At 72.1% G+C, this 2512-nt stretch carries 1 pseudogene; it reads left to right on the top strand.

Features of this window, described 5'->3' with window-relative positions:
- Window positions 1–37: 37 nt before the first annotated feature.
- A pseudogene (locus ACFU6K_RS36605) lies at window positions 38–2512 on the top strand (hypothetical protein); the annotation flags it as partial.

The following is a 2512-nucleotide window of genomic DNA, read 5'->3' as shown; positions in this document are numbered from 1 at the left end:
GCACTAACCGCGGCAGTTGCTTCGAGGTGGATCCCGGATGGCCGACGACGGCTTCAGCATCAGCGACATCTACGCCCTGGGCAACCAGTGGATCGAGCTGGGCACCACGGTGTACGCGGCCCGGTACGGCACCAGCATGGCCATGGACAAGTTCCAGTGGACCGGCGACGGCATGGTCGCCGCGCACGAGGCCTGGAACCTCGTCGGCAACAGCGTGCTCGACCCGGCGGTCACCACCTGCTGGAAGATCGGCGACGCCATCAACGACTACGGTCGGGCACTGGAGAAGATCATGGCCGCCGAGCAGAAGGCCGCCAACGCGGCCGGGCTGGCCAGCATCATCGCCACCATCCTCGGGTTCGTCCTCCCGTTCGGCCTGGGCTTCCTGGCCAAGCTGATCGCGCCGCTCCTCGAAGGCCTCATCACCCTCATCACCAACATCCTGAGGACGATCGGCGAGAGCCTGCAGACCATCCTCAACATCGGCGCCTTCATCGGCGGCGCCGTGGCCGGCGGCCTGCTCCAGCTGGGCACCGACCTGCTGGCCCAGCTGATCGCCGACAAGATCTACGACGTCCCGTTCGAGATCGACTGGGCCGCCGAGGGCATGAGCATGGGCTTCGGGGCCGCCTTCGGCGGCCTCGCGGGCCTGGCCGGCCTGCGCGGACCCAAGGAGGTCGGGATCGGCGGCGGCCCCAAGGGCGTCGGGGGCAAGGGCGTGACCCCGCCGAAGGTCGACCCGCCCGGCGTGAAGCCCCCGGCCACCGAGCACCTCCCGCTGCCGGGGCGCGGCTCCGTGCCGCTGCCGGAAGGGCCGGGACACATCGGCGGAGTCACCCCGGGCGGCATCGGCAAGGTCCCGCCGCCGGAGCTGTTCCCGGGCGGCGGCAAGCCGCTGGGCGCCGAACCGGGCAGCGTGCCGCCGGGACGCTCGCCCGTCGCCCCCGGCGGGGTGGAGCCCCCCAAGACCGGGATCCCCCACGAGGCCCCCGGCACCACCCCGCCCGGCCCGCCCAGGACCACGACGCCCGGCCGGGGCCCCGAGCCGGTGACCCGGGAGCCCGGCCAGCTCAACCCGTCGGGAACGCACCAGCCGACCCCCGGCGGCCAGGTGAAGCCCGGGACCGGAGTGCACGAGCCCGGGGCGGGCGGGATCGGCAACGTCGCCCCGCCGAAGAGCACCGGCGGCCAGATCGGCGGCCCGGAGACGCACGGGCCGCTGAACGGCAAGGACGGCTCGCTGCCCGACCTCACCTCGCGCTCCGTCAACGAGACGGGCGGGAACGGCGGTTCGCGCGGCAACGTCGTCGGCAACGGCAACGGTGCCGGCAACGGCGCGCGGCCCGGTCCGACCGAGCAGAATCCGGGCCACACCCAGTCCGAGACGCCCCTCGACAACCAGACCTACAAGGCCTCCTTCGACCGGCAGCCCGGCGGAACGCGGACCGGCGGCGACCTCGGCGCCAACGGCCGGCCGTCCTCGGTCTCCGCCCGCGTCGAGGGCGACAACCCCGTCGTGACCACGGACCGCAACTCGCTCTCCGCGAAGGCACCCGGAAACCACGACGGCCTCCCCGGGGGCAACAACAACCGGCCCGAGGGCGTCAAGCAGCCCCTCAAGGAGGGCGCGGAGGCGCCCACGAACACGCAGCGGACCGCCACCGGAGGCGGCACCACCCCCCGCGACACCCCGCTGGAGCCGATGCGGGACAACGGGAAGCCCGGCGGCTCCTCCGGCTCCGTGCCCAAGGGCAACGAGCGGACCAACCAGTCGACCGGGGGGCAGAAGCCCTTGCCGCGGGAACTGGAGCCCCAGGCACCGGAGAACAGCAACAGGCAGTCGTCGACCGCCTCCTCGGCGAAGGAGCCCGAGGGCAGCACCAACGGGGCGAAGCAGACCACCTCCGAGAGCACGGCCCCGGGCAAGGGAAACCGGCCGACCTCGGAGCAGACCCGGCAGAACGGCCAGCAGGAGGGGACGACCGGGAAGTCGGAGGGTGCGGCGCCGAAGAAGCCCTCGACGCGGCCGTTCGGCGCCAAGAAGATGATGACCTTCTCCGAGCTCAACGCGGAGGGGTCGGGGCCGAGGAGCAACACCGCGGAGGCGGGGATGCGACCCGGTGGCTCCAACGTGGAGACCATCAGCGGCGTCAAGCAGTCCGAACACGGGGCGGGCGGCTCGACCAAGGGTGGGTCGTCGACGGAGAAGCCGTCGGTTGATCGGGGTGCGGGGTATCGGCTTGATGGGAAGAAGCCGGGTAGTGAGTCGCAGGTGACTCAGGAGCCGACGAAGGGTGGGTCGTCGACGGAGAAGCCGTCGGTTGATCGGGGTGCGGGGTATCGGCTTGACGGGAAGAAGCCGGGTAGTGAGTCGCAGGTGACCCAGGAGCCGACGAAGGGTGGGTCGTCGACGGAGAAGCCGTCGGTTGATCGGGGTACGGGGTATCGACTTGACGGGAAGAAGCCGGGTAGCGAGCCGCAGGTGACCCAGGAGCCGACGAAGGGTGGGGCG

The organism is Kitasatospora sp. NPDC057512 (genome assembly GCF_042802135.1).
Lineage (GTDB): Bacteria > Actinomycetota > Actinomycetes > Streptomycetales > Streptomycetaceae > Kitasatospora.
The sequence above is the reverse complement of the archived record's forward strand: the minus strand, read 5'-3'. Positions and strand labels throughout refer to the sequence as shown.